The sequence below is a fragment of the Streptomyces sp. NPDC059477 genome (genome assembly GCF_042749375.1).
Lineage (GTDB): Bacteria > Actinomycetota > Actinomycetes > Streptomycetales > Streptomycetaceae > Streptomyces.
The window spans coordinates 48,437-68,625 of sequence record NZ_JBHYUG010000041.1; the positions used below are offsets into that span (position 1 = coordinate 48,437).

The 20,189-nt window shown below is 71.7% G+C and carries 15 protein-coding genes; 12 read left to right on the plus strand and 3 right to left on the minus strand.

Features of this window, described 5'->3' with window-relative positions:
• Positions 1-110: 110 nt before the first annotated feature.
• A complete protein-coding gene (gene holA, locus ACFXAZ_RS21345; protein ID WP_384593351.1) occupies positions 111-1,097 on the plus strand; it encodes a DNA polymerase III subunit delta in 987 nt (328 codons plus the stop codon).
• A gap of 357 nt (positions 1,098-1,454) precedes the next feature.
• The gene (locus ACFXAZ_RS21350) at positions 1,455-2,381 is read left to right on the plus strand and encodes an RNA polymerase sigma-70 factor (RefSeq protein ID WP_384593354.1); all 927 of its coding nucleotides are present in this window, start codon (positions 1,455-1,457) and stop codon (positions 2,379-2,381) included.
• Between the two features lie 1,155 nt (positions 2,382-3,536).
• Here ACFXAZ_RS21350 and rpsT read toward each other — a convergent pair.
• A complete protein-coding gene (gene rpsT / locus ACFXAZ_RS21355) occupies positions 3,537-3,803 on the minus strand; it encodes a 30S ribosomal protein S20 (RefSeq protein ID WP_384593357.1) in 267 nt (88 codons plus the stop codon).
• Between the two features lie 441 nt (positions 3,804-4,244).
• Here rpsT and lepA point away from each other — a divergent pair, with 441 nt between their 5' ends.
• The 5 genes from lepA (at position 4,245) to ACFXAZ_RS21380 (ending at position 12,908) form a co-directional block, all read left to right on the plus strand.
• Complete coding sequence (lepA, locus tag ACFXAZ_RS21360) at positions 4,245-6,107, plus strand: translation elongation factor 4 (protein WP_384593359.1); 1,863 nt, start codon at positions 4,245-4,247, stop codon at positions 6,105-6,107.
• 341 nt (positions 6,108-6,448) lie between these two features.
• On the plus strand, positions 6,449-8,323 hold the full coding sequence (locus ACFXAZ_RS21365; protein ID WP_384593362.1) for an AMP-dependent synthetase/ligase: 1,875 nt from the start codon (positions 6,449-6,451) through the stop codon (positions 8,321-8,323).
• A 302-nt stretch (positions 8,324-8,625) separates the two neighbouring features.
• On the plus strand, positions 8,626-10,521 hold the full coding sequence (locus ACFXAZ_RS21370) for a SpoIIE family protein phosphatase (protein ID WP_384593365.1): 1,896 nt from the start codon (positions 8,626-8,628) through the stop codon (positions 10,519-10,521).
• 455 nt (positions 10,522-10,976) lie between these two features.
• Positions 10,977-12,209 carry a radical SAM family heme chaperone HemW gene (hemW, locus tag ACFXAZ_RS21375; protein WP_384593368.1) on the plus strand — a complete coding sequence of 411 codons (1,233 nt, stop codon included), beginning with the start codon at positions 10,977-10,979 and terminating at the stop codon, positions 12,207-12,209.
• A gap of 120 nt (positions 12,210-12,329) precedes the next feature.
• Positions 12,330-12,908 carry a Uma2 family endonuclease gene (locus tag ACFXAZ_RS21380; protein WP_384593371.1) on the plus strand — a complete coding sequence of 193 codons (579 nt, stop codon included), beginning with the start codon at positions 12,330-12,332 and terminating at the stop codon, positions 12,906-12,908.
• Here the strand turns inward: ACFXAZ_RS21380 and ACFXAZ_RS21385 are convergent.
• Both ACFXAZ_RS21385 and ACFXAZ_RS21390 read right to left on the minus strand, forming a co-directional pair.
• Complete coding sequence (locus ACFXAZ_RS21385) at positions 12,886-13,704, minus strand: DUF3097 domain-containing protein (protein WP_384593374.1); 819 nt, start codon at positions 13,702-13,704, stop codon at positions 12,886-12,888. The genes ACFXAZ_RS21380 and ACFXAZ_RS21385 overlap by 23 nt on opposite strands.
• Before the next feature lie 42 nt (positions 13,705-13,746).
• Positions 13,747-14,478 carry an MBL fold metallo-hydrolase gene (locus tag ACFXAZ_RS21390; protein WP_384593377.1) on the minus strand — a complete coding sequence of 244 codons (732 nt, stop codon included), beginning with the start codon at positions 14,476-14,478 and terminating at the stop codon, positions 13,747-13,749.
• A gap of 177 nt (positions 14,479-14,655) precedes the next feature.
• Between ACFXAZ_RS21390 and hrcA the strand changes: the two genes are divergently transcribed.
• From hrcA to ACFXAZ_RS21415, 5 genes are all read left to right on the plus strand, one after another.
• Positions 14,656-15,672: a heat-inducible transcriptional repressor HrcA gene (hrcA, locus tag ACFXAZ_RS21395; RefSeq protein ID WP_382689029.1), complete on the plus strand. Its 1,017-nt coding sequence runs from the start codon at positions 14,656-14,658 to the stop codon at positions 15,670-15,672.
• The gene (gene dnaJ, locus ACFXAZ_RS21400) at positions 15,673-16,806 is read left to right on the plus strand and encodes a molecular chaperone DnaJ (protein ID WP_384593380.1); all 1,134 of its coding nucleotides are present in this window, start codon (positions 15,673-15,675) and stop codon (positions 16,804-16,806) included.
• Between the two features lie 902 nt (positions 16,807-17,708).
• The gene (locus tag ACFXAZ_RS21405) at positions 17,709-18,785 is read left to right on the plus strand and encodes a nitronate monooxygenase (RefSeq protein WP_384593383.1); all 1,077 of its coding nucleotides are present in this window, start codon (positions 17,709-17,711) and stop codon (positions 18,783-18,785) included.
• The gene (locus ACFXAZ_RS21410) at positions 18,782-19,525 is read left to right on the plus strand and encodes a 16S rRNA (uracil(1498)-N(3))-methyltransferase (RefSeq protein ID WP_384593386.1); all 744 of its coding nucleotides are present in this window, start codon (positions 18,782-18,784) and stop codon (positions 19,523-19,525) included. The genes ACFXAZ_RS21405 and ACFXAZ_RS21410 overlap by 4 nt, the downstream gene beginning before the upstream one ends.
• Before the next feature lie 20 nt (positions 19,526-19,545).
• Positions 19,546-19,947 (plus strand): VOC family protein, encoded by a 402-nt coding sequence (locus tag ACFXAZ_RS21415; RefSeq protein WP_384593389.1) that lies wholly within the window; start codon positions 19,546-19,548, stop codon positions 19,945-19,947.
• Positions 19,948-20,189: the final 242 nt, after the last annotated feature.

Consider the following 20,189-nt stretch of genomic DNA (forward strand, 5'->3'; position numbering starts at 1 on the left):
GTGACCCTGTGTTCGGTGGGCTGTCGGGTCTGCGTGCGTGTGGTGCCCGGGTGGGCCTGGGGGTGGCGGGCCGGGCGGCGTTGTCAGTGGTGCGTGCCATGCTTGTCGGGATGGCCAAGAAGACTGCAAACGACGACCCTCTCGCCCCGGTGACCCTTGCCGTGGGCCAGGAGGACCTTCTGCTCGACCGTGCCGTGCAGGAGGTGGTGGCCGCCGCCAGGGCCGCCGACGCGGACACGGACGTACGGGATCTGGCTTCGGACCAGTTGCAGCCCGGCACGCTCGCCGAGCTGACGAGTCCCTCGCTCTTCGCGGAGCGCAAGGTCGTGGTCGTACGCAACGCACAGGATCTCTCGGCCGACACGATCAAGGACGTCAAGAAGTATCTCGGGGCTCCCGCCGAGGAGATCACGCTGGTGCTGCTGCACGCCGGTGCGGCCAAGGGCAAGGCCCTGCTGGACGCGGCGCGCAAGGCGGGGGCGCGGGAGGTGGCGTGCCCGAAGATGACGAAGCCGGCGGATCGGCTGGCGTTCGTCAGAGGTGAGTTCCGGGCGCTCGGGCGGTCGGCCACGCCGGAGGCGTGTCAGGCGCTGGTCGATGCTCTCGGGAGTGATCTGCGGGAGCTGGCGTCCGCGGCGGCGCAGTTGGTCGCGGATATCGAGGGGACGATCGACGAGGCGGTCGTCGGGCGGTACTACACGGGGCGGGCGGAGGCGTCCAGCTTCACCGTCGCCGATCGGGCGGTGGAGGGGCGGGCCGCGGAGGCGCTGGAGGCGCTGCGGTGGTCGTTGGCCACGGGGGTGGCGCCGGTGCTGATCACCAGTGCGTTGGCGCAGGGGGTGCGGGCGATCGGGAAGCTGTCGTCGGCCCGGGGCGGGCGGCCGGGGGATCTTGCGCGGGAGTTGGGGATGCCGCCGTGGAAGATCGATCGGGTGCGGCAGCAGATGCGGGGATGGACGCCGGATGGGGTGTCCGTGGCGTTGCGGGCTGTCGCGGAGGCGGATGCGGGCGTTAAGGGGGGCGGGGACGATCCCGGGTATGCGTTGGAGAAGGCCGTGGTGACGGTTGCGCGGGCTGCGCGGAGTCGGGGGCGGTAGGGCGGGGCGGGTGGGGGATTCGGAGGTGGGGTGAGTGGGGGCTGTCGTGGAGTTGTTCGCCCCCGCCGCCCCTACCCGTCCCGTCCCAGGGGCTCCGCCCCTTCGGCCCCGCCAGGGGCTGTGCCCCTTGACCCCCTGTCGGCCCCGAAAGGGCCTCGTCCTCAAACGCCGGACGGGCTGGATTTGCCGGCCGGATGCTCAAGTGCGGGGCGGGGTGGGTTGGGCGGCGAGGCGCTCTGGTACTGGGCGGGTCTTGTGCGGGTGTCGTGTCACAGTGGGCGTGGTCTGTCTCGTCTCCAAGGGGAGATGCGTTCTTCTGGAGGAACGCTCCCTGGGGAAGGCGGAGGCGTCGGGGTTGTGAGAGACGATTTCGAGGAGTTCGAGGAGCTGCGGCCACTGCTGTTCTCCATCGCGTACCGGATTCTCGGCAGCGTGGCGGAGGCCGAGGACGCGGTGCAGGAGACGTGGCTGCGTCTTGAGGGTGCCGAGACGCGTCCGCGGTCGGTGAAGGCTTATCTCTCGACCGTCGTCACCCGGATCTCGGTCGATGTGCTGCGGTCGGCGCGGGTACGGCGGGAGGCGTATGTCGGCCCGTGGTTCCCGGAGCCGCTGCTGAGTGATCCCTACGAGGATCCCGAGCGGTCGGCGGAGCTGGCGGACTCCCTGTCGATGGCGGCGTTGCTGCTGCTGGAGCGGCTGAGTCCGCTGGAGCGGGCCGTGTTTGTGCTGCGGGAGGTGTTCGGGTTCGGGTTCCCGGAGGTCGCCTCGGCCGTGGGGCGCTCCGAGGCCGCCTGCCGGCAGCTGGCGGTACGGGCGCGGCGGCACATGGAGGAGGGGCGGCCCCGGTTCGACGCCGACCGGCAGGAGCGGGAGGAACTGGCGGGACGGTTCTTCGACGCTTTTCGGGAGGGGGACGTCGATGGGCTGCGGGAGCTGCTCGCCGCGGATGTCGTGGTGGTCGGGGACGGGGGTGGCAAGGCACCGCAGTTCGCCAAGCCGATCCTCGGCGCGGAGAACGCCGCGCGGGTGCTGGCCTGGTTCGCACCGCTCCTCGGCTCGGTCGGTGTGGTGATCGAGCCCCGGGCGGTGAACGCCCAGCCGGGGGCGGTGCTGCGCGACCGGGACGGCAAGGTGTTCGGCACGCTGGTGCTGGAGATCCTCGACGGGCGGATCCAGACCGTCCGCTCGGTGATCAACCCCGACAAGCTGGCCCACATGGGCCCCGTGGCCGACGCCTGGGAGATCAAGCGTGCCGCCCGTGATGCTCGGCGATCTGCCCGCTGAATCGGACGTGGCCGTGGGGTCGGGGTGGGTCGTGGGATCGGGGTCGGTCATTGACTCCGGTTGTACCGATTGATTTCGGTCGTATCGGTTGATTTCGGTTGTGCCGGTTGACTCCGTCGGGTGGATTGGCCTCTGTCGGGTGGATTGGCTTCGGGGGCTGTGCGGTGGCCCTGGACCGGAGAGAGCCTTGGCCATGTGGCTGGGGCCCTGTTGGCCCGTGCCTCGGTCACCGGAGCCTTGGCCATCGACCGGACCTTGCGTGCGGGTCGGAGTCTCGCCCAATGCCTCGGCCTCGGCCCCGGCTCTCGCCCGCGTATCGGCTGCCGCCCATGGGCTGGACTCTGCTCGTTGTGCCGGGCCGGAACGCGCCCGCTCGGGTCCCGGCCGCGTGCCGGGCCTGGCTCACCGCCGGGCCCGCGTAGTGGCTCCCGCCCGCGTGCCGGGCCCTGCCCGACATGCCGGGCTCCCCGCGTGCCGCTCCCGCTCACATACCGCGCCCCACCCATCGCCTCGGGTCCCGCCCACAAACCCGGCCCTCCCACCACCCCAGTCCCGGCCTCGACCCCCACCCCCCCAATCCGCACCCCCGAACCCCAACCATTCCCCCACCTCCCTCCACCCCTCACCCCCACCTCACCCCAGCCCACGTCACCGAAATGAACCCGAAGAACCCCAAAAGGCCCCGCCCGCCACCCGGAAACGGGCGGCAGTCGGGGCCTTCGGTTACGTCGATGAGGTTTCGCCCGCGTGGCGAACGCAGGCCGCGCGAAACCTCGGGGGTGCCGGTCGGGGGCGGATGAGAGAGGGCCCGCCCTCGTCCTTCCGGCGGCCGGGATCCAACGGAGGATCCCGATGGGCCCTATGGGCCCGGGTGGACCTTGCGACCCGGTAGGAGGCCGGAGACCCGGCGGAGCTGTAGACCTGGCAGAGCTGGAGACCCGGCAAGGGTCCGGAGACCCAGTAGGACCGGAGACCCAAGACCGAATCCCGCTGGCCGGACCCCCAAAAAGGTCCTGCCAGGCGGCCCCCGAAAAAACAGGCACCGCCCCACAGCCCCAAAAATCAGGCCCCGCTACACAGACTCGGACAGACTCCACGACCAGGCCCCGAAACCCGCAAACGTCGGGTTCAAGGTCCGGCAGATCAAGAGAGCGTTCAGCCCTTGAGGGTCGAGACCTTCGTCGCCAGGGCCGACTTCTTGTTGGCGGCCTGGTTCTTGTGGATGACGCCCTTGGAGACGGCCTTGTCGAGCTGGCGCGCGGCGGCGCGCTGGTACTCGGTGGCCTTCTCGATGTCACCCGCGGCAGCGGCCTCGCGAGCCTTGCGGACCGCGGTCTTCAGGGAGGACTTCACGGCCTTGTTGCGCAGCCGGGCCTTCTCGTTGGTCTTGATCCGCTTGATCTGGGACTTGATGTTCGCCACGAAGGAGCCTTCTCAGGTTCTGGCCCGGGACCGCACGGGTCCCACGCCGGTGATGTACCGGTGGTGTGCCGGTGATTTCTTGGGGAGTGCCTCCTGCGGAGAGGGCATGAGACACAGCCGCCCATGCTACCAGCGGGCCCACGAGCGGCCCAAACCGGTCGCCGATCGCCGCCCGAGGGACCCTGGAAGGGTCGCCGGTCGGTGCCCCGAGGCGTCCGGAATCGTCGCCGATCGCCGCCCGGGGACCATGGCAGCGTCGCCGGCCAGTGCCCCGAGGCCCCCTGGAAGGGTCGCCGATCCCTGCCCCGAGGCGCCCGGAATCATCGCCGATCCCCGCCCGGAGGGACCATGGCAGCGTCGCCGGTCGGTGCCCATGGGACCATGGAACCTACGTATCGATCCGACCCGAGGCACAAGGCGCCTCAAGAGACAGGACCCTGCGTGCCCGCGACCCCTAACCATGTGCCCGAGCCGAGCCGTACCGACCCGGCGCTGATCCGCAACTTCTGCATCATCGCGCACATCGACCACGGCAAGTCCACGCTCGCCGACCGGATGCTCCAGCTCACCGGGGTGGTCGAGCAGCGGCAGATGCGTGCTCAGTACCTCGACCGGATGGACATCGAGCGCGAGCGCGGCATCACGATCAAGTCCCAGGCGGTGCGACTGCCGTGGGCTCCCACCCACGACAAGAGCAACACGCACATCCTCAACATGATCGACACCCCGGGGCACGTCGACTTCACCTATGAGGTCTCGCGGTCCCTCGCCGCGTGCGAGGGCACGGTCCTCCTCGTCGACGCCGCCCAGGGCATCGAGGCCCAGACCCTCGCCAATCTCTACCTGGCGATGGAGAACGACCTCACCATCATCCCCGTACTCAACAAGATCGATCTGCCCGCCGCGCAGCCCGAGAAGTTCGCGGAGGAGCTGGCCAATCTGGTCGGGTGCGAGCCGGGTGATGTGCTCAAGGTGTCCGCCAAGACCGGGCTCGGTGTCGAGGCGCTGCTGGACAAGGTGGTCGCCGAGGTGCCGGCGCCGGTCGGCGTCAAGGACGCGCCCGCCCGCGCCATGATCTTCGACTCGGTGTACGACTCCTACCGCGGGGTCGTGACGTACGTCCGGGTCATCGACGGCCAGCTCAACCGGCGTGAGCGGATCCGGATGATGTCCACCGGCGCGACGCACGAACTGCTGGAGATCGGCGTCAGCTCGCCCGAGATGCTGCCCGGCGACGGGATCGGCGTCGGCGAGGTGGGCTATCTGATCACCGGCGTGAAGGACGTCCGCCAGTCCAAGGTCGGTGACACCGTCACCAGCCAGCACAAGGGGGCCACCGAGGCGCTCGGCGGGTACAAGGACCCCAAGCCCATGGTCTTCTCCGGGCTCTATCCGCTCGACGGGTCCGACTACCCCGAGCTGCGCGAGGCCCTCGATAAGCTCCAGCTCAACGACGCCGCCCTGGTGTACGAGCCGGAGACCTCCGCCGCCCTCGGCTTCGGCTTCCGCGTCGGCTTCCTGGGGCTGCTGCACCTCGATGTGGTCCGGGAGCGGCTGGAGCGCGAGTTCGGGCTCGATCTCATCGCCACCGCGCCCAACGTGGTCTACCGGGTGATCCTGGAGGACGGCGCCGAGATCGTCGTCACCAACCCCAGCGAGTTCCCCGAGGGGAAGATCGACGAGGTCTTCGAGCCGATGGTGCGGGCCACCATCCTGGCGCCGACCGAGTTCATCGGCGCGATCATGGAGCTGTGCCAGACCCGGCGCGGCACCCTGCTCGGCATGGACTATCTCTCCGAGGACCGGGTGGAGATCCGCTACACCCTCCCCCTCGCGGAGATCGTCTTCGACTTCTTCGACCAGCTGAAGTCCAAGACCCGCGGCTATGCCTCCCTGGACTACGAGCCCACGGGTGAGCAGGCCAGTTCCCTCGTCAAGGTCGACATCCTGCTGCACGGCGACAAGGTGGACGCCTTCTCGGCGATCACCCACAAGGACCAGGCGTACGCGTACGGGGTCCGGCTGGTCGCCAAGCTCAAGGAGCTGATCCCGCGGCAGAACTTCGAGGTGCCGGTGCAGGCCGCGATCGGCTCCCGGGTGATCGCCCGCGAGACCATCCGCGCCATCCGCAAGGACGTCCTCGCCAAGTGCTACGGCGGTGACATCTCGCGTAAGCGCAAGCTGCTGGAGAAGCAGAAGGAAGGCAAGAAGCGGATGAAGATGGTGGGGGCCGTGGAGGTACCCCAGGAGGCCTTCATCGCGGTGCTCTCCAGCGACGACAGCTCCCCCAGGAGCAAGAAGTAGCAGGAAGTAGTAGGCGGTAGCAGAAAGTAATAAGCAGCGGGAAGTAGTAAGCGGCAGGAAGTAGTGGGCGGCAGGAAGTAGTGGGCGGCAGGAAGTAGTAGGCAGCAGGAAGTAGTAAGAAGCAGCGCGCCGGGAGCGATCTTCCCCGGCCCTCGGGTCCGCCGCCCACCGGTGCGGTGGGCCCGGGGGACGGGCAGGTCCGAAGTGGCGGGGCGCGGAGCCTTACGTACCGGCCGGTCGGGCTCTACTCTGTCCCTGCCCGCTGGTTACTCGCGAGTTAAACAAGGGCGCGTGGGTAGGAACGGGCGCAGCGAGTGACAACAGCCGCCCCGGAGGATGTCGTGACCGACACACAGAGTTTGATCGAGAACCGGCCGCCGTCCGTCGCGGGTCTCTTCCTGGAACGTGTGTCCGCCACACCGGACGCCGAGGCCTACCGCTACCCGGTGCCGTCCGCCTCCGGACAGGGCCCGGACGACTGGAAGTCGCTGACCTGGGCGCAGGCCGCCGAGCGGGTCTACGCGATGGCGGCCGGGCTGATCGAGCTGGGCGTCGGCCCCGAGGAGCGGGTCGCGCTGGCCTCCGCCACCCGGATCGAATGGATGCTCGCCGACCTCGGCATCATGTGCGCGGGTGCCGCCACCACCACCGTCTATCCGCAGACCAACGCCGACGAATCGGCGTACATCCTCGCCGACTCCGGCAGTCGGGTGCTGATCGCGGAGGACGCCGAGCAGGCCGCCAAGGCCCTCGCCAAGCGGGCCGAGCTGCCCGAGCTGACCCATGTCGTGGTGATCGACGCGCAGGGCGTGGAGACCGGCGACCAGGTGCTCACCCTCGCCGAGCTGGAGGCACGCGGCGCCGCCCGGCTGGAGAAGGACCCGGAGCTGGTCAAGGAGCGGGTCGGCGCGATCACCAAGGACCAGCTCGCCACCCTGATCTACACCTCCGGTACCACCGGCCGCCCCAAGGGGGTCCGGCTGCCGCACGACAACTGGTCCTACATGGCGAAGGCCATCGCCGCGACCAGGCTGATCAGCAGCGAGGACGTGCAGTATCTGTGGCTGCCGCTCGCCCATGTCTTCGGCAAGGTGCTCACCTCGGGTCATATCGAGGTCGGGCACATCACCGCCGTCGACGGCCGGGTCGACAAGATCATCGAGAATCTGCCGGTGGTCCGGCCGACGTACATGGCGGCCGTGCCGCGCATCTTCGAGAAGGTCTACAACGGGGTCGCCGCCAAGGCCCGTGCGGGCGGGCCCGCCAAGTACAAGATCTTCCAGTGGGCGGCCGGTGTCGCCCGCGAGTACGCCAAGGTCTCGCAGGACAACTTCCGGCGGACCGGGTCGGCGAACGTACCGTTCACACTCCGCGCCCAGCACAAGGTGGCCGACGCGCTCGTCTACTCCAAGCTGCGGGACGCCTTCGGCGGGCGGCTGCGGGCCTGCGTGTCCGGCTCGGTCGCGCTGGCCCCGGAGATCGGGTACTTCTTCGCCGGCGCCGGCATCCACATCCTGGAGGGGTACGGGCTCACCGAGTCCTCCGCCGCGTCCTTCGTGAACCCCGGCGAGGCGTACCGCACCGGCACGGTCGGCAAGCCGCTGCCCGGCACGGAGGTCCGGATCGCCGAGGACGGGGAGATCCTCCTGCGCAGCCCCGGGATCATGGAGGGCTACCACGGGCTGCCCGAGCAGACCGCGGAGGTGCTGGAACCCGACGGGTGGCTGCACACCGGGGACATCGGGGAACTGTCCCCCGACGGGTATCTGCGGATCACCGACCGCAAGAAGGACCTCTTCAAGACCTCGGGCGGCAAGTACATCGCGCCGACCGAGATCGAGGGATCGTTCAAGGCGGTGTGCCCGTACGTCTCCAACATCCTGGTGCACGGGGCCGACCGGAACTACTGCACCGCGCTGATCGCCCTCGACGAGGTCTCGCTCACGCAGTGGGCCCGGGAGAACGGCCTGGAGCGCCGGACGTACGCCGAGATCGTGGCCGCCCCGGCGACCGTGGCGATGGTCGAGGAGTACGTGCGGCAGCTCAACGCCGGGCTCCAGCGGTGGCAGACGATCAAGAAGTTCCGGCTGCTGCCGCGGGATCTGGACGTGGAGCACGGGGAGATCACGCCGAGCCTGAAGCTGAAGCGGCCGGTGGTGGAGCGGGAGTATCGGCATCTGCTGGAGGAGATGTACGAGGGCGCCCGCGAGAAGTAGGACGCGGGCGGGGGTGGGGGGTTCGGCTCGTCGGCGGGTGCGGGTTCGTCGTGGCTTGTCGCGCAGTTCCCCGCGCCCCTTTCGGGTCGGGCGGCCCGGCCCCGGTTTCGATGCTGCTCCTCGGACTTGGACACCGGACGTTGCTTTCGTGGTCGAATGCGTCCGCATTCGGGTACTCGGCTGGCACGGATCTCTCTTATCGCGGCCCACTTCGGTAACTCGGCGCTTATGGGCGGGGTCGGTCTGTCACCCTGGCGGCATCGATCGCGGGGTTTTCGTCCGAGCCGTTCGGGGAGCTGCCCATGGGGGCCATTCCGGCGCAACGGGAGATTGCCGAAGGGGCCGTTTCCCTTGCCTCCGACGTGCCCGTGCCAGGCTTCGAGGGACCAGGTGAGGACCCCGCTCTGCGGACCACCCTCGCCGGCGGCCCCCTCGCCCCCGGCACCGCCCGTGGGCTGGTCCGGGCCGCGCTGGCCGACTGGGGCGGGCGGGAGCCGCCCGGCGGTCGGCGGCCCGGCGTCCGGCAGGTGGACGACGCCCTCGCCGTGGTCAGCGAGCTGGTGACCAACGCCGTCGTCCACGCCCGTACGGACATCGAGCTGGTCTGCCGGCTCGACCTGCGCACCGGCGCCCTGCTCGTCGAGGTCGGCGACCACCACCCCTCACGCGCCCCGCGCGACGCCGGTACGGACACTGACGCCGAGCCCCCCGACGACACCCCCGAGTACGGCCGCGGCCTGCGCATGGTCGCCGCGCTGTCGCTGGAGTGGGGCGTCACCTACCGCCGGGACGGCAAGACGGTCTGGGCCCGGCTGCCCGCCGAGGACATCGAGTCGTACGACGATCCGCGCGGCCCCGGACTCGCCGCACTGCTCGCCCCCGAGACCCGGCGCGGGGACGGGGACCGCGACTGGCTGGGCCGGGGCGCGCTGACCTTCCTCGCCGAGGCGTCCGATCTGCTCGCCGGGCAGCTGGACGAGGATCTCGTCGCCGCGCTCACCGGACAGCTCCTGGTCCCGCGGCTCGCCGACTGGTGCGCGATCTGGCTGGAGGACGAGGCCATGGGCCGCGGCTGGGGCGCCGCCGCGCCCGGCGCCCGGCTCGCCCGCGTCTGGCACGGCAGCGAGGACCGTATCGAGGAACTCCGCCACGCCCTGGAGAAGGAGCCGCCACGCGGCGGCGAAGGCATATCGTCCGGCCCCGCGCCCTACCCCTGGCCGGGGCAGAGCCTCGGCGGACCCTGCGCGCAGGGATCGGCGCTGGCCTACCGGCTGATCGCGGGCGGCCGGCCGCTGGGCACGCTGGTGATCGGGCGGTCCGGCGTGCCCCGCTTCCCGGACGAGGTGGTCGGACTGGTCGAGGACCTCAGCCGCCGGGTCGCGCTCGCCATCGGCGCCGCCCGGCAGTACGCCCGCCAGGCCACCATCAGCGCCGTCCTCCAGCGCGGACTGCTGCCCGGCGCCGTCGCCGAGATCCCCGGGGTGCGCAGCGCCCTCGTCTACGAGCCGTGCGACAAGGGCGGCCCCAGCGGCGACTTCTACGACCTCTTCCCGGCCGCCGACGGCCGCTGGTGCTTCGCCGTCGGCGATGTCCAGGGCAAGGGCCCCGAGGCGGCCGTCGTCATCGGCCTGGCCCGGCCCTGGCTGCGGCTGCTGGCCCGCGAGGGCTACCGCGTCGCCGATGTCCTCGACCGGCTCAACCAGCTTCTTCTCGACGACGCCACGGAGGCCGCCGACGCCGCCGCCCGCGCCCTCGCCGGTCCCGTCGCCCCCTTCGACGGCCCGCAGACCCGCTTCCTCTCCCTCCTCTACGGCGAGCTGACCCTCTTCGACGGCGGCGTCCGCTGCACCGTCGCCTCCGCCGGACATCCGCTGCCGCTGCTGCTCGGGTCCGACGGCAGCGTCCGTACGGCCGCCGTGCCGCAGACCCTGCTCGGGGTGGTCGAGGACGAGATGTACACCAGCGAGACCTTCGAGCTGCGGTCCGGCGACAGCCTGCTGTGCGTCACCGACGGGGTGACCGAGCGGCGCAGCGGATCACGCCAGTTCGACGACGGCGACGGGCTGGCCACCGCCCTCGCGGGCTGCGCCGGACTCAGCGCGGACCGCATCGCCGACCGGATCAGCCAACTCGTGCACGAGTTCGGCGGCGGCCCACCGGAGGACGACCTCGCCCTGCTGGTCCTCCAGGCGGAATAGGGCCCCGGCGGGTGGCGGACTGGTCCCGGGCGGGGGAGCGCGAACAGGCCCCCGGCAGGTGGGGGACCGGCCCGGTGAGGGGCCAGGCCCGGCGCCGGGAGGGGAGATCGGGCCGGTCCGGAACACCGGGTCGGTGATGGAGATCGGGCCGGTGTGGGAAGACGGGCCGGTGTGGGAGATCGGGCCGGTGTGGGAGAACGGGCCGGTGGGGACGACGGGCCGGTCCGGGACGCGAGGTCGGTGGGGGAGGGCGAGCCTGGTGTGGGACGACGGGTCGTGTGGGAGAGCGGGCTGGTCCGGGCACCAGGCCCGTGCGGGGCACCAGGCCGGTGCGGGACGACGAGCCGGTGTGGGAGAACGGACCGGTGCGGGAGATCGGGCCGGTCCGGGGTACCAGGCCGGTCAAGGGCACGCGTCGGTCCAGGGCAGCGCCCCGGTGCGGGACAATGGAACGCATGCCCTCCGCTCTCCCCGACGGCGACCCCGTCCCCGCCGACGGCTCGCTGCCCGCGTCCGCGCTCGCCGGGGCCGCGGACCGCCCCCTCGGCTTCTACCTCCACGTGCCGTACTGCGCGACCCGCTGCGGCTACTGCGACTTCAACACCTACACGGCGACCGAGCTGCGCGGCACCGGCGGCGTCCTCGCCTCCCGCGACAACTACGCCGACACCCTGATCGACGAGATCCGCCTCGCCCGCAAGGTCCTGGGCGACGACCCCCGCCCGGTCCGTACGGTCTTCGTCGGCGGCGGTACGCCCACCCTGCTGGCCGCCGCCGATCTCGTACGGATGCTGGGGGCGATCCGTGACGAGTTCGGGCTGGCGGCGGACGCGGAGGTCACGACGGAGGCGAACCCGGAGTCGGTCGACCCGGCGTATCTCGCCGAGCTGCGCGCGGGCGGCTTCAACCGGGTCTCCTTCGGTATGCAGAGCGCCCGGCAGCATGTCCTGAAGGTGCTCGACCGCACCCACACCCCCGGCCGCCCCGAGCGCTGTGTCGCGGAGGCCCGCGCGGCGGGCTTCGCGCACGTCAACCTCGATCTGATCTACGGCACGCCCGGCGAGTCCGACGACGACTGGCGGGCCTCGCTGGACGCCGCCCTGGGCGCCGGACCGGACCACATCAGCGCGTACGCCCTGATCGTGGAGGAGGGCACCCAGCTCGCCCGGCGGATCCGGCGCGGTGAGGTCCCGATGACCGACGACGACGTCCACGCCGACCGCTATCTGATCGCCGAGTCCGTGCTGTCGGCGGCCGGATTCGACTGGTACGAGGTGTCGAACTGGGCCACCTCGGACGCGGGCCGCTGTCTGCACAACGAGCTGTACTGGCGGGGCGCCGACTGGTGGGGCGCCGGGCCCGGCGCCCACTCCCACGTGGGCGGGGTGCGCTGGTGGAACGTGAAGCATCCGGGCGCGTACGCCTCCGCCCTGGCGGCGGGGCGCTCCCCGGGCGCCGGGCGGGAACTGCTGGCCGACGAGGACCGGCGGGTCGAGCGGATCCTGCTGGAGCTGCGGCTGCGGGAAGGAGTACCGCTGGCGCTGCTGCGGACACAGGGGCTCGCGGCCTCCCGCCGGGCCCTCGGGGAGGGGCTGCTGGACGAGGGGGCGTACGGGCAGGGGCGCGCGGTGCTGACGCTGCGGGGGCGGTTGCTGGCGGACGGGGTGGTCAGGGATCTGGTGGACTGATCACCCCGGGGAGTGGACTGATCACTCCGGCGAGTGAATCGGTGCGGAACGAGGGTTCGGTGCCTAACCTGATCCCTAAGCTGCCGCGGACAGTACGCGGCGAATGTGGAGGCCACGGAGATGACCGCTGTGGACGAACGTGGAGTCGCAGAGTTCCTCGCGCGATTTGAGCCGCCCGACGGACTCAAGGTGGAGCTTCTGCGGGGAGAAATCGTGATGATGGCCAGCCCTGATCTGGTGCACAACCTGATCGTGCTCCTCACCGAGAGGCAGATCCCGCTGGATCGCTGGTATCCCCTGCAGACTCAGGACGTGGATGTACTCGACGAGGCGAGCGAGCCTGTTCCCGACCTGGTGGTCGTGGCGCGGGACGTCCTGCCCAGTTCCGGACGTCTCCTGCCGTGCCCGTTGATCACGATGGCCGTGGAGGTCGTCTCGAAGACCAGCGTCTACCGTGACTACGCCCTCAAACGATCCGTCTACGCGGCAGGCAAGGTGCCCGCCTATCTGGTCATCGACCCGATCATGGGGCAGTGCGTCCTGCTGACGAAGCCGGAGGGGAAGGGCGAGGCAGCCGACTACCGGGTACAGCACATCGCGAAGTTCGGCGAGGCGATGCCGCTCGACATCCTGGGCGTCGAGTTGGACACCAGCGAGTTCGGTACGTACCCCGATGTCAGGCCCCACCGCTATCCGTGACGAAATCGATCAGCTCCTCCACCCTCCCCAGCAACTCCGGCTCCAGATCCCGGTAGGACCCCACCCGCCCCAGGATCGCCTGCCACACCGCGCCCGTGTTCTGCGACGGCCAGCCCAGCGCCCGGCACACCCCCGTCTTCCAGTCCTGCCCGCGCGGCACCCGCGGCCAGCCCTCGATCCCCAGGGCCGACGGCTTCACCGCCTCCCAGATGTCGATGTACGGATGCCCCACCACCAGCGCGTGCTCGCTGGTCACCGACCGGGCGATACGCCACTCCTTGGTGCCGGGCACCAGATGGTCCACCAGGACGCCCAGGCGGGCATCGGGGCCGGGACCGAAGGCCGACACGATCGACGGCAGGTCGTCCACGCCCTCCAGGTACTCCACGACGACGCCCTCGATCCGCAGATCGTCGCCCCACACCTTCTCGACCAGCTCGGCGTCGTGCCGGCCCTCCACGTAGATGCGGCCCGCGCGGGCGACCCGGGCCCGAGCGCCGGGCACGGCGACCGAACCGGACGCGGTACGGGAGGGACGTAGCGGAGCGCTGTCACCCGTGGGGCGTACGAGGGTGACGGGCCGGCCCTCCAGCAGGAAACCGCGCGGCTGGAGCGGGAAGACGCGGTGCTTGCCGAAGCGGTCCTCCAGGGTGACCGTGCCCGCCTCGCAGCGGATCACCGCGCCGCAGAAACCGGTGGCGGGCTCCTCCACCACCAGACCGGCCTCCGCCGGGACCTCGGGGGCGGGCCGCTGCTTCTTCCACGGCGGGGTCAGGTCCGGAGAGTACGGGCGCATTCGCACGACGATAGGAGAAACGGGCCCCCGACGGGTGCCCGCTCACCCCGACACGCCGAAACGCGCGGCCAGCGCGTCCCGCTGCTCCCGTACGAACGCCGCCCCCACCACCGCTCCGTGACCGGGCACGTACAGCGCGTCCTCGCCGCCCAGCGCCAGCAGCCGGTCCAGGGCGTCCGGCCAGCGCGACGGCACCGCGTCCGGGCCCGCCTGGGGTGGCCCCGACTCCTCGACCAGGTCGCCGCAGAACACCACCTCGCGCTCGCCGGGGACCAGGACGGCGAGGTCGTGGGCGGTGTGGCCGGGGCCGACGTTCGCCAGCAGCGCCTGCCGGCCGCCGCCGAGGTCCAGGGTCCACTCACCGGCGACCGGACGGCCGGGCGCGGACAACGCCCGTACGGCCTGCGACGCGTCCGCCTCGGGCAGACCGTGCCGCACCGCGTCCCGGCGCAGCTCCTCGCGCGCGTGCCGCCCGGTCAGCGCCGTGTCCACGCCGACCGCGCCGAACACGTCCGCGCCCGCGAAGGCCGCCGCGCCGAAGACATGGTCGAAGTGCGGATGGGTGAGCGCGAGATGGGTCACACGGCGACCCGTGAGCGCCTGCGCGCGGGCCCGCAGCCCGGCGCCCTCGCGCAGGCTCGACCCCGCGTCGATCAGCAGCACCGCCCCCTCGCCGGCCACCAGGCCGACCGTGCAGTCCCACCGCGGCAGCCGGCACCGTCCGACGCCGGGCCCCAGCCGCTCCCAGCCCAGCTCTTCCCAAGTCACCGTCATACGGCGACGCTAGCGGTAGCGACACGGGCGGTGCGCCCGCCGCGGGGCCCCGTCATGGCCGGTCTTGCCCCGGGCGTGCCGGACGGCCGTACACTGGCCGGGCAGGGCTGGCACTCGGGGGCGTCGAGTGCCAGGGAAGACGGCGAGCGGGACGACGACTGCTGGAGGTGTGCGCCGATGCTCAGTGAACGAAGACTTCAGGTACTGCGCGCCATCGTCCAGGACTACGTCGGCACCGAGGAGCCCGTCGGCTCCAAGGCGCTCACCGAGCGGCACAACCTGGGCGTCTCCCCGGCCACCGTGCGCAATGACATGGCGGCCCTGGAGGACGAGGGCTTCATCGCGCAGCCGCACACCTCCGCCGGGCGGATCCCGACGGACAAGGGCTACCGGCTGTTCGTCGACAAGCTCGCCGAGGTCAAGCCGATGTCCGGCGCCGAGCGGCGCGCGATCCAGAGCTTCCTGGACGGGGCGGTCGACCTCGACGACGTGGTGGGGCGGACGGTACGGCTGCTCGCCCAGCTCACCCGGCAGGTCGCCGTGGTGCAGTACCCGTCGCTGACCCGGTCCACCGTGCGCCATGTCGAGCTGCTGGCGCTGGCGCCCGCGCGGCTGATGCTGGTGCTGATCACCGACACCGGCCGGGTCGAACAGCGGATGGTGGACTGCCCGGCGCCCTTCGGCGAGATCGCCCTCGCCGATCTGCGGGCCCGGCTGAACAGCCGGGTGGCCGGGCGCCGGTTCCCGGACGTGCCGCCGCTCGTCCAGGATCTGCCGGAGAGCTTCGACGCCGAGGATCGGGGTACGGTCCAGACGGTACTCTCCACACTTCTGGAGACGCTGGTGGAGCAGACCGAGGAGCGGCTGATGATCGGCGGCACCGCCAACATCACCCGCTTCGGACATGATTTCCCCCTCACCATCCGGCCCGTCCTGGAGGCGCTGGAAGAACAGGTCGTCCTCCTCAAGTTGCTTGGCGAGGCGAAGGATTCGGGCATGACCGTGCGGATCGGTCACGAGAACGCCCATGAGGGACTCAACTCCACGTCGGTCGTGTCCGTGGGCTACGGTTCGGGCGGCGAGGCGGTTGCCAAGCTCGGCGTGGTCGGACCGACCCGCATGGATTACCCGGGAACGATGGGAGCGGTACGGGCAGTGGCACGTTACGTCGGACAGATCCTGGCGGAGTCGTAAGTGGCCACGGACTATTACGCAGTTCTCGGTGTGCGCCGCGACGCGTCGCAGGATGAGATCAAGAAGGCGTTCCGCCGGCTCGCGCGCGAGCTGCATCCGGACGTCAACCCGGATCCGAAGACCCAGGAGCGGTTCAAGGAGATCAACGCCGCTTACGAGGTGCTGTCGGATCCGCAGAAGAAGCAGGTCTACGACCTCGGCGGCGACCCCCTCTCGCAGGCGGGCGGCGCGGGCGCCGGCTTCGGCGCCGGTGGCTTCGGGAACTTCTCGGACATCATGGACGCGTTCTTCGGCACGGCGTCGCAGCGCGGACCGCGCTCGCGCACCCGCCGCGGCCAGGACGCCATGATCCGGATCGAGATCGAGCTGGACGAGGCCGCGTTCGGCACGACCAAGGACATCCAGGTCGACACGGCGATCGTCTGCGCCACCTGCAACGGCGAGGGCGCGGCCCCCGGCACCACCGCGCAGACCTGTGACATGTGCCGCGGCCGGGGCGAGGTCTCGCAGGTCACCCGGTCCTTCCTGGGCCAGGTCATGACCTCCCGGCCCTGTCCGCAGTGCCAGGGCTTCGGCACGGTCGTCCCCACCCCGTGCCCCGAGTGCGCCGGTGACGGCCGGGTCCGCTCGCGGCGCACGCTCACCGTGAAGATCCCGGCCGGTGTCGACAACGGCACCCGTATCCAGCTCGCCGGTGAGGGCGAGGTCGGGCCCGGCGGCGGACCCGCCGGTGACCTCTACGTCGAGATCCACGAACTGCCGCACGCGATGTTCCAGCGGCGCGGCGACGATCTGCACTGCACGGTCACCATCCCCATGACCGCGGCCTCCCTCGGCACCAAGGTGCCGCTGGAGACCCTCGACGGCATGGAGGAGGTCGACATCCGGCCCGGCACCCAGTCCGGTCAGTCGATCCCGTTGCACGGCCGGGGCGTCACGCATCTGCGCGGCGGCGGCCGGGGCGACCTGATCGTCCACGTCGAGGTGATGACCCCGACCAAGCTCGACCCGGAGCAGGAACGCCTGCTGCGTGAACTGGCGAAGCTGCGCGGCGAGGAACGGCCCACGGGGCAGTTCCAGCCGGGCCAGCAGGGGTTGTTCTCGCGGTTGAAGGACGCGTTCAACGGGCGATGACTCGCGCCGGCGCGCTGCCGCTGGGGTGCCGTGGGTGGGCATTGGCTGCGCCGCGTCCGGGGGACGGGCCGATGGGCCTCGGGGGCAGCGCCCCGGGGTGGCCCGGGAGGCGTGCGGGGGGTGCTTGGCCCGGAGGGGTTTGCGGGGAGTGGGGTCGCTGTTCCCGGATCGTCCGAGGGGCGCCGACGCCCGCCCCGGGAGGGGCCGAGGGGCTTCGGGGCCGTTCGGCCTGGGAAGGCCGATGGACTTCGGGGAGCCCTGGGAGGGGCCGACCGGCTTTGCGGGCGTGCGTGCCCAGGAAATCCGACGGGGTTCCGTGGCAGCCGCCCTCACGTGGGCTCGCGGTCGACGAAGTCGCCCGGCTCGGGTGGGCAGCCCGGTTCGGGTAAACCGCTCGGCTCGGGCAAGTCGGCGGGTATTGGTGTACGCGTCCCCGGGCGGTGTGCCCGGCTTGGCAAGTCGCTCGGCTCGGGCAAACCGCTCGTAGCTCGGGTGAGTCGCTCGGCTCGGGTGAGCAGCTCGCGGCTCGGACAAGGCGCCCTGCTCTGGCGAATCGGCGGGCATCGGTGTGCCCCGGGCCAGCCCGCCCGGCACTCGCCTCCCCGGCCCTCGCGTCCCGGCCCTCGCGTCCCGGCACTCGCCTCCCCGGCCCTCGCGTCCCGGCCCTCGCGTCCCGGCCCTCGCGTCCCGGCACTCGCCTCCCCGGCCCCCGCGTCCCGGCACCCGTGTCCCCCACCCCCCGCCTCCTGCCACCCGCGTCCCTCCCCCCCCACTACTCGCCGTGCTCCCCGGCACCCCCCGCCCCCCGCCCTGCGTTGTCCCGATCCGTCCCTATGCCGGGGGACTATGCCAACCGTAAGGGTGGATTCGGACTTGTCCGAGCGACGTGACAACATGCGGTCATGTCCTCCGCGCTGACCGATCTCTTTCCGCACCCGATCGTGCAGGCCCCCATGGCGGGCGGCGTCTCCGTGCCGCATCTCGCGCTCGCCGTGTCCGAGGCCGGCGGGCTCGGGTTCCTCGCCGCCGGGTACAAGACGGCCGACGGCATGTACCAGGAGATCAAGCAGCTGCGGACGCTGACGAACAAGCCCTTCGGGGTCAACCTCTTCATGCCCCAGCCGGACACCGCCGACCCCGCCGCCGTCGACGTCTACGCCCATCAGCTGGCCGGCGAGGCCGCCTGGTACGAGGCCGAGCTGGGCGACCCCGACAGCGGACGCGACGACGGCTACGACGCCAAGCTCGCCGTGCTCCTCGACAACCCGGTGCCCGTGGTCTCGTTCCACTTCGGTGTGCCCACCCCCGAGGTGCTGGAGTCGCTGCGCCGGGTCGGGACCCTCACCCTGGTCACCGTCACCACCCCGGAGGAGGCCCTCGCCGCGCAGCGGGCCGGCGCGGACGCGGTGATCGCGCAGGGCGTGGAGGCCGGCGGCCATCAGGGCACCCACCGGGACATACCCGAGAACGACGGATCGGGACTCGGCCTGCTGTCACTGGTCGCCCAGGTCCGTGAGGCCGTCGCCCTGCCGGTCGTCGCCGCCGGAGGCATCATGCGCGGCTCGCAGATCGCCGCCGTCCTCGCCGCCGGCGCCCAGGCCGCCCAGCTCGGCACCGCCTTCCTCATCACCCCCGAGTCCGGCGCCAACCCCCTGCACAAGCGGGCCCTGACCGACCCGCTGTTCGGCCGCACCCAGCTCACCCGCGCCTTCTCCGGCCGCCCCGCCCGCGGCCTGGTCAACCGCTTCCTGCGCGAGCACGGCCCGTACGCGCCCTCCGCCTACCCCGAGATCCACCACCTGACCGCGCCGCTGCGCAAGGCCGCCGCCAAGGCCGGGGACGCCCAGGGCATGGCCCTGTGGGCCGGACAGGGCCACCGGCTGGCCCGCGAGATGCCCGCCGCGCAACTGGTCGAGGTGCTGGTCGCCGAACTGACCGCGACCGGGACGGCGCTGTCCGCCGGAGGGGACGCCCGATGACCGCCCCCGTCTTCGTCGTCGAGCACTTCCACGCCGGGGACGGCGGACGCTACGTCCTGGACGGGCCCGAGGGACGGCACGCGGTCTCCGTGAAGCGGCTGCGCCCCGGCGAGGACGTGATCCTCACCGACGGGGCCGGACGGTGGGCCGACTGCACGGTCCTCGGCACCGAGGGCAAGGACCGGCTGATCGTCCTCCTGGACAGCATCGCAGAGGAACCGGCCCCCGAGCCCCGCCTCACCGTCGTACAGGCCCTCCCCAAGGGTGACCGGGGAGAGGTCGCCGTCGAGACCATGACCGAGGTCGGCGTCGACGCGATCGTGCCCTGGGCCGCCGCCCGCTGCATCACCCAGTGGAAGGGCGAGCGCGTCGCCAGAGGGCTGGCGAAGTGGCGCAACACGGCCCGCGAGGCCGGTAAACAGTCCCGCCGGGTGCGTTTCCCCGAGGTCGCCGGCCTGATGTCCGGCAAGCAGGTCGCCGAACTGCTCGCCACCGCCGACTTCACCGCCGTACTCCACGAGAGCGGCGAAGCGGCCCTGGCCGCAGCCGAACTGCCCGCCGAGGGCCACATCGTGATCGTCGTCGGCCCCGAAGGAGGCGTGTCCCCCGAGGAACTGGCACTCTTCGACGCGGCGGGGGCGCGGGCGTACCGGCTCGGGCCGACCGTGCTGCGCACCTCGACCGCCGGCACCGCCGCCGCGGCACTGCTGCTGGGCCGCACCGGACGCTGGTCGTTCTGATCTCCACGCGGGAGGACGTCATGGAACTCGCCCACGTCAGACTGCTGGTCACCGACTTCACCGCCTGCTACCGCTTCTACGCCGACGTCCTCGGCCTCAAACCCCGGTCGGGGGCGACCGGGGGACCGTACGAGAGATTCAGCCCCGCCACCGGAGCCGCCGGGGCCGCCGGGATCGCCCTCCAGGACCGGGCCGCGATGGCCGCGCTCCTCGATGAGACGGGCGAACCGGCCACCGGGCACCGCTCGCTGGTCGTGCTGCGGGTGGACGATCTGGACGACTACTGCGCCCGCATAGCGGCCCGCGGCGCGACCCTTCTGCACGGACCCGCCCCACAGACCGAACGCATGCGCGTGGCCCACCTCAAGGACCCCGAGGGCAACCTGGTGGAACTCCAGGAGTGGCGGCTGCTGGTCGGCTGACCCGAGCCCGGCTCACAACGGCCCAGGACTGCGCCAGGTCTGCCCCCGGTTCGCGCCAGGGCTGCCCTGAGTGCCCCGATGCGTACTACCGCCACGGGCGCGACGATGGCACGCTGCCGTCATGGGGGCAGTACGGCAGACATCGCGGCAGGTGCTACGGCGGGCGTTGCGGCGGGCAGGGCGGGCCGCCCGGGTGCGCCGGACCGTCGGGACCGTGGCGGGCGTGGTGCTCGCCGTCGGTG

Excerpts from the sequence above, each read along its gene's own strand:
- hrcA (WP_382689029.1), top strand. The coding sequence starts at position 14,656 with ATGCTCAGTGAACGAAGACTTCAGGTACTGCGCGCCATCGTCCAGGAC.
- hemW (WP_384593368.1), top strand. The coding sequence starts at position 10,977 with ATGCCCTCCGCTCTCCCCGACGGCGACCCCGTCCCCGCCGACGGCTCG.
- holA (WP_384593351.1), top strand. The coding sequence starts at position 111 with ATGGCCAAGAAGACTGCAAACGACGACCCTCTCGCCCCGGTGACCCTT.
- ACFXAZ_RS21385 (WP_384593374.1), bottom strand. The coding sequence starts at position 13,704 with ATGCGCCCGTACTCTCCGGACCTGACCCCGCCGTGGAAGAAGCAGCGG.
- ACFXAZ_RS21410 (WP_384593386.1), top strand. The coding sequence starts at position 18,782 with ATGACCGCCCCCGTCTTCGTCGTCGAGCACTTCCACGCCGGGGACGGC.
- ACFXAZ_RS21415 (WP_384593389.1), top strand. The coding sequence starts at position 19,546 with ATGGAACTCGCCCACGTCAGACTGCTGGTCACCGACTTCACCGCCTGC.
- ACFXAZ_RS21370 (WP_384593365.1), top strand. The coding sequence starts at position 8,626 with ATGGGGGCCATTCCGGCGCAACGGGAGATTGCCGAAGGGGCCGTTTCC.
- ACFXAZ_RS21405 (WP_384593383.1), top strand. The coding sequence starts at position 17,709 with ATGTCCTCCGCGCTGACCGATCTCTTTCCGCACCCGATCGTGCAGGCC.
- ACFXAZ_RS21380 (WP_384593371.1), top strand. The coding sequence starts at position 12,330 with ATGACCGCTGTGGACGAACGTGGAGTCGCAGAGTTCCTCGCGCGATTT.
- ACFXAZ_RS21390 (WP_384593377.1), bottom strand. The coding sequence starts at position 14,478 with ATGACGGTGACTTGGGAAGAGCTGGGCTGGGAGCGGCTGGGGCCCGGC.